Origin of the sequence: Candidatus Hydrogenedens sp., assembly GCA_035378955.1 — a bacterium.
GTDB lineage: Bacteria > Hydrogenedentota > Hydrogenedentia > Hydrogenedentales > Hydrogenedentaceae > Hydrogenedens.
Map to the genome: position 1 here is coordinate 1 of DAOSUS010000119.1, position 5,760 is coordinate 5,760.

Below are 5,760 nucleotides of genomic sequence, written 5' to 3' on the forward strand. Positions count from 1 at the left end.
AGTCAGTAGCGGACGAGTTGAAAATCGTTAAGAATTCAGAAATACAAGAGTGTGCGAGAAAAATTAAAAAACTTCCAGTATAAGGAGAACAAATATGACGGCTACATTAAGAACTTTGGTTGGCGTGCAGTTGGGGACTGGTGCAAGCGTAGTTAATATCCCCGTTCAGGTGGTTAACTTGGCACAAAATCCAGAATGGTTGAAGTTAAAAGCGACCTCGTCTGTAAATAACGACTTGACGGCTTTAACAAAACTGATGCCAGAATTAGAATTAGAAACCCATGATATTAAGGGTTTGCTGAGTTTTTTTAATAACCAGATTTATAAAGTTGATACCTGTAAATTTTACATGGGGACATTTGCCAGCACTCCGACGGATAATTTGTTCTATTCAAAAACTGGCGTTTTGGTTGCGATAATTAATGAGGCGGTTATTTACCTGGATAAAATTTCAGGAGATATTGGAGAACCTCTGACGGCTACCTTCAAAGTCAGGGGTAGTGCAATTGAAGTAGATACGCAAGATATTACATCCTTTGCGGTTACCCACTCTGCGGTATCTACAATCAGCACTGTAACTTTTGGTGCTAATGTAGTTGGCATTAGAAATTTAGACTTTTCCACAAATATCGAATTCTACGACCACTATGACGAAAATATTGACCCTTCGGTAAGTGCTATTACCAATGTAGATATCCAGGTGAAATTAAGATTGTTAGTTGATGATTTTTTGGCAACACAAGCACTTGAAACTGCTACTGATTTTACATTGAATCTTAAAAAATATCAATCTTTTGGAGCCCCTACGACTGGCGGGACAATAACACTTGGGCAGTGTGCGGTGAATGCAGATACCCTGACTACACAAATTGGTGAAGTTGCAACGGCAGAGGTTACATTACTACCTAAAACAATAGCATTTGCTTTGGCATAGAGGAGATTTTATGATTATATTTAAAAGCAAAAATAAACTTTGGGATTTAAACTGGAAGCAAGTTGGAGACTGGTATTTTGGAGCGGTTAATGATAGTTATAAATTGCTTGTTTCCTCAATCGAATCGGTTGAGGAAAAAATTGATAAAATAGAAATTGATGATGGCTTTCAATTGTTAGTAAAATCTCCTATTCCCGGAGATTTGCAAAAAAACAAAGTCGATGGGATACCAGTGATTTTGGCTGACGGAAATGAATGGATAATCAAAACTATCGCACATGTCAATTACAAATTAGTTTTGAAAAATGGGAATGAATTTTTTGAGGCATGTGACCCACTTTTTGACATGTTAATTGAGCGGGCAGACAAAATGAAAGAGGGGGTAGATATAAATTCACTGGTTGATATAATTGTGGCTTGTTTGGAGCAGAATTATTACTTAAACAGAAAAATAGTTTCAGCACTGGGGCTATTAACTACCGACCTTATTGAAGATATAGTTAAAAAAATCTATATGTGGGGGCAGAGTGGCAATGACTTTTTTCGTTGATGCGTTAATGAAATTCAAGTTGGGTAATCCGTCCGTTTTGGATTATATGATTGTGAAATCAGCAAAAACTAATTTATTAAAAGCGAATGACCCATTTACTGCGTTAATCGGGATGATTCTATAATGGCAAATATTAAATTAAGTTTAGATGTAGATGACAAGGCTTTACAGGCGGTTATTTCTAAAAAGCGTAAAGTTGCCATAGGGATTGATACAAAAGAAATTAATCAGAAACTTGGTTCAATAGCAAAAGAAGCGAAACAGGTGGATACTACCTCTGTTTCGGGAAACATTAAAAAACTGTTTTCGGAAATTGGGAATACAATTACAAAAAGAGTGATACCGTCTGTAAAATCCAGCATAGGTTTGGCACTCGGAGCGGTAGGTGGAGTTGCGGTAGGTGGTGTATTAATGATGGCAAGGGGCGTTCAGTCTTCAATCGAAAAAGCACTGCCGATGGCTACCTCATTGCGGGGGATGTTTGGAAATATTGATAAAACTTTATTTTCTAATTTTGACGATATAAAATTAACTTTGCAAAATATAGCAAAAGCGACTGGCGTCCCATTTGAAGAATTGGCGGGAGCAGTTGAAAGTATTTTACCCTCACTTCCAGACCAGTCTATCAAAACTATAAATGATATTGCAAGTGTTTTTTCAAAACTTAAATATTTAGAAAATATTGATGTAGACACATTTATGACGGTTGCAAATGTGGGGCAATTAAGTGGTAAAACCCTTGAAGAAATGGGGCAATTATACAATATTTTTACCGATAGCGTTCGTTCCAATGTCAGGCAAATAAAAACGGAAATGCGTAAACTGGCTGGTGATTTTGGTGGTGATGTAGAATCAATGTTTGCCTCAATTGAATACTTTTCAAAGTATATTGACATTGACCCTCGTGAAATAACCTCAAAATTGGAGCAGGGTATAAAACAGTATAAAGATTTTGTATCAGGTGCAGTTCCAGCAGATAAGATGGGCGAATACGGCAAGTTAATAGCAGATATGTTAAATACACAAGAATATGCTGATATATTTAAGAAATATCTCGACCCTGGAACACTTGCAGAATCTTATAAAGATTTGGCTCAATTACCCGCGACTCAGATGGAGCAGTTTTTCGCAAAGGCGAGGGAAGCGATAAAGGGGGAAATGTATGAGTATGCCGCGACAAGTATGCCGTCATTAGAAAAAGCATACAAAAAAATCAGTGATTTTGCGACAAAAAACTTTGGAGAATTCTCACCAATTGTAAAAAGTGTTTTCATTTCGCCAGAAACAGGTATGCCTACCCTTGCTACGGCGGTTATACCAGTTGTTGATAAATTGGTTGGGATTAAAAATTCACTTGATAAAATTACAAACGCGGTTGTTGAATTTAAAACTGCATATGAAACCACGATTAATTTTTGGGCTGGGGTTATAACAAAATTTAATAAATATTCAATTCAAAAAATTGGTGCTTATCCAGGGGTTCTGCCATGAGAATTGTTGAACTCGGTTCATATAGGTTATACGGTTCAATTGATTTTGTGGGTAATGACATTAATCTTGAATTCATTGAATATCCATATCATTATTTGCCAATTGAATTGGGAAATTACACAAAAGATAGAGATGTCTCATTTGAGTTAATATCCTCAACTAGATTCATTTCAAATCAAATACGAGATATTTCAATAAATTACGGTTCGCAGATGTTTACTGGAAGGGCTTACAATATCGAGATAAATGAGACGCAAAAGATAGTTGTGTTAAAAAGTAATATCGCTGGTTTGCCACCAGGGGAATATTATTTACTAAAAGGGAAAATGAAGGTTTATAAAACTTTATAATGGCACACATACCGAAATATATTAAACTATATGTAACCGGTTACGATGAGCAAAGCTTATACGCTCACGGTGTAATTGTAGAGGATATAAATCTTAATTCTAATGGTATAAACACGGCGTCATTTAGTTATTATCCCATCTACGGCGAGTTGTCCTTATCGGTTGGACAGATTATAAAAATTTGGGCAAGGGGCGATTGGTATGGCAATTCGGTTTTAATTAATAAAAAACTATCAGAAATAGAGCAAAGCGGGGTATTAGATAACCCACCCACCGTTTACTATTATGAGGTTATTTTTATTGGAAGGGTTAAAAGAATCGAGGTTGAAAAATATTCAGGCAATAACTATAAATACCGAATTGAGGCAGTTGGGATTGAGGAAGATTTACAAGAAGTTAGTTTCAATTCCTACAACTTTTTTGATACCGAAAATCAACAAGTAGTTGAAGTTGCGGGTATGCCAAACTTTGCTGGGTTGAATCGAAAAGTTGACGAAAATCTATTTGTAAAAGAAGGCTTGGGGGTTCAATGGAGTTGCTACGATGCTTTAATGTATTTTAAAAACACATTTGTATCACCATATTTTAGTGGAGCAATATATTTTGACAATATTACCATTCAAACTTTACAAAATACACCATATACCTCAAAAACGCAGTTTTACAATCATTTTGAATTTTTAAATATTATTTGTGGAAATTTATTCACCTGGACAGCAAAATATATTGAAAATTTATTTTATCTAAATATCCGATTTAATTATAATGCAGACACCAGTGTCTCCCTTCCTATTTTACCAAATATTTCTGCAAGTTTAGAATCAATCGAATTGCCACAAAAAATAATACTCACTTATCCGTTTTTAATTGACTATACCACCGCACCGTTTCAATCTTATATTTTCCGACATCCTGATAACTACTTAAATGAGGTTGCGTATGATTTAACACCAGAGGAGATGGATTTAGCAAAAGTGGGAGAGCCGTATGTACGGGACATATATTATGTTTTGCCACCAACAGAAAATCCAGCACCCTTGCCAATCCCTCACCCTGTAAAATATGATTGGTATTTGAAAAATTCAATAGGTTCAAAACTCGGGGTTCATAGCAAATTTGTTATTCAGCCAATTTTTGAATATGATTCTACAATGTTTAATCTTGATGATTTTGAATGGGTGAAATTAAACAATATCTTTTTGATAAAAAATGGAGTTCCAGTTTATTTTAATTCTAACAAGCCTTATAAAAATTTCACAATCTCAATTAACGGTTGCGATTTGAGTATAGATTGTGACATACCCCACCAGTTTGCACCTTCCACTTATACCTACCCTTTTTCAATGATTGAAATTCCAGTTTTTCCGATTGATAATAACGACGGGATAGTTATAAATGGACTTTTGAAAAGTAAAAATGTGAGACGAATCAAATATCGGGGAATTGTAAACGGGAGACAATATGTTTACCGTTGTGAGAATTTAATAACTGATGAGGTTGCAGACAGCATTTTAGATAATCTCTACTTTTTGATAAATGGCATTCAAAGAAACAATCTTAATTACAAGTTTCCACTTTTAGAATACTACAATGAGTTTTTGGGTTTGAATAACAAGAGAATAAATGTAATATGGCAAAATATTGGGGGTTCAGATACATCTTCAAATATAAATTCAATGATTGCGTCAACGCATATATACCGTGAGGGGGCAGGCTACTGGTGTGAAATACAAACCGATTTTCAGCCAAACATAGATAGCCTCATTCCGATTCTACTTTTTAATCGGACATTTGAAATTCAGGACAGGCAGAATAGCATATCTTTTGAGGGAAACGAAGGGGAATTCTATGGGAAAATAACAGATATAAAATATAACAATTATGTGGTAGATTGTGATTTTCAGGAAGATTTAGAGGTTGCCAGAATAGACGATTTCAAATTGGGATACTGGTCAAATACCCCTCCGTCTGACAATTACTATTTTGAGAAATTATTAAAAGAAGATTCTACAACGGAGTATGAGCCGTCCAGGAGAAAATCATATATCGTTTCAGGGGGGGTTGAGGAAATGCGTGAAAATAAAATTGTTCCAGCAGAAATTGAATTCCCAATTATCAAATTTAAGTGGGGAATTGGGAATATACCAGTGATGATAGTTGACTTTGACCCACAAGGATACCCAATTTATCGTTTTGTAAAATTTATTGATTTGAATGAAGGCGGCAGAAGCTGGGCGGAGATTGTAGAATGACAGTTCCATACTATTTATTTGCAACGATGGGCGAAATTCCAGACGGGACGGAGCGATTAAAAGTAATTGGATTTAGGTTGTGCTACATTGAATTTGTTTTACACCTACCCAAAGTTGATTTAGATTTAAAAAAGCCACGATTTGTATTTTGGTGTGGTGAAGAGATGGGGATACAGTTATACG

At 35.4% G+C, this 5,760-nt stretch carries 7 protein-coding genes; all 7 read left to right on the top strand.

Features of this window, described 5'->3' with window-relative positions:
- Positions 1 to 94 precede the first annotated feature (94 nt).
- Positions 95 to 934 (top strand): hypothetical protein, encoded by an 840-nt coding sequence (locus tag PLA12_14215; protein HOQ33643.1) that lies wholly within the window; start codon positions 95 to 97, stop codon positions 932 to 934.
- Between the two features lie 10 nt (positions 935 to 944).
- Positions 945 to 1,484 carry a hypothetical protein gene (locus tag PLA12_14220; GenBank protein ID HOQ33644.1) on the top strand — a complete coding sequence of 180 codons (540 nt, stop codon included), beginning with the start codon at positions 945 to 947 and terminating at the stop codon, positions 1,482 to 1,484.
- Complete coding sequence (locus PLA12_14225) at positions 1,468 to 1,608, top strand: hypothetical protein (protein ID HOQ33645.1); 141 nt, start codon at positions 1,468 to 1,470, stop codon at positions 1,606 to 1,608. Before PLA12_14220 ends, PLA12_14225 begins: the two co-directional genes overlap by 17 nt.
- Positions 1,608 to 2,975 carry a hypothetical protein gene (locus PLA12_14230; protein HOQ33646.1) on the top strand — a complete coding sequence of 456 codons (1,368 nt, stop codon included), beginning with the start codon at positions 1,608 to 1,610 and terminating at the stop codon, positions 2,973 to 2,975. Before PLA12_14225 ends, PLA12_14230 begins: the two co-directional genes overlap by 1 nt.
- A complete protein-coding gene (locus tag PLA12_14235) occupies positions 2,972 to 3,325 on the top strand; it encodes a hypothetical protein (protein HOQ33647.1) in 354 nt (117 codons plus the stop codon). Before PLA12_14230 ends, PLA12_14235 begins: the two co-directional genes overlap by 4 nt.
- Positions 3,325 to 5,577 (top strand): hypothetical protein, encoded by a 2,253-nt coding sequence (locus PLA12_14240; GenBank protein ID HOQ33648.1) that lies wholly within the window; start codon positions 3,325 to 3,327, stop codon positions 5,575 to 5,577. The genes PLA12_14235 and PLA12_14240 overlap by 1 nt, the downstream gene beginning before the upstream one ends.
- A partial coding sequence (locus tag PLA12_14245; GenBank protein ID HOQ33649.1) for a hypothetical protein occupies positions 5,574 to 5,760 on the top strand: 187 nt, incomplete at its 3' end. The genes PLA12_14240 and PLA12_14245, both read left to right, overlap by 4 nt.